Origin of the sequence: Lacisediminihabitans profunda, assembly GCF_008040105.1 — a bacterium.
GTDB lineage: Bacteria > Actinomycetota > Actinomycetes > Actinomycetales > Microbacteriaceae > Lacisediminihabitans > Lacisediminihabitans profunda.
The window spans coordinates 1-499 of sequence record NZ_VRMG01000034.1; the positions used below are offsets into that span (position 1 = coordinate 1).

A 499-nucleotide genomic window follows, 5' to 3' on the forward strand; every position below is an offset into this window, starting at 1 on the left:
GATCGGAGACCTCGTCCGGCGTGACGCGCCACGGTCCCATCGGCGAACAGCCGGGAAACGACTTGCCGAGGCTGAACTGGGGGGTGGCACCCTCGTGCTGCGTGATGCGTTCCGAGATGTCCTGCCCTACAGTGAGGCCGGCGACGTGCTCCCAGGCGTCCGACTCGCTCACGTTTCGCGCTGTCTTGCCGATCACCACCACGAGCTCCCCCTCCCAGTCGACGTCGCCGCCCGGGTGGGGGACGTCTGCCCGCGGTCCGGTGATCGACGAGACGAACTTGGTGAAGACGATCGGAACTTTTGATGCCACGAGCCCGACTTCGGACGCGTGCTCCTGATAGTTCAGGCCGACCGCAAAGATCTGCCGCGGGCGGGGAACTGGAGCGAGGAGGTCATGGTGGTCAAAGGGGACGCCCGCGGTCAGGTCCGCGGTCCTCGCCCACGTCGTGAACTCATCCCACTCCCCGTAGATTGCTTGCGGATCCGAAGAGAACCGGCC

1 protein-coding gene is annotated in these 499 nt (G+C 66.1%); it reads right to left on the reverse strand.

What is annotated here, in order from left to right; translation table 11 throughout:
- Positions 1-310 (reverse strand): fumarylacetoacetate hydrolase family protein (locus FVP33_RS20050; RefSeq protein ID WP_246142438.1); only part of this gene is annotated, 310 nt, incomplete at its 3' end.
- Positions 311-499: the final 189 nt, after the last annotated feature.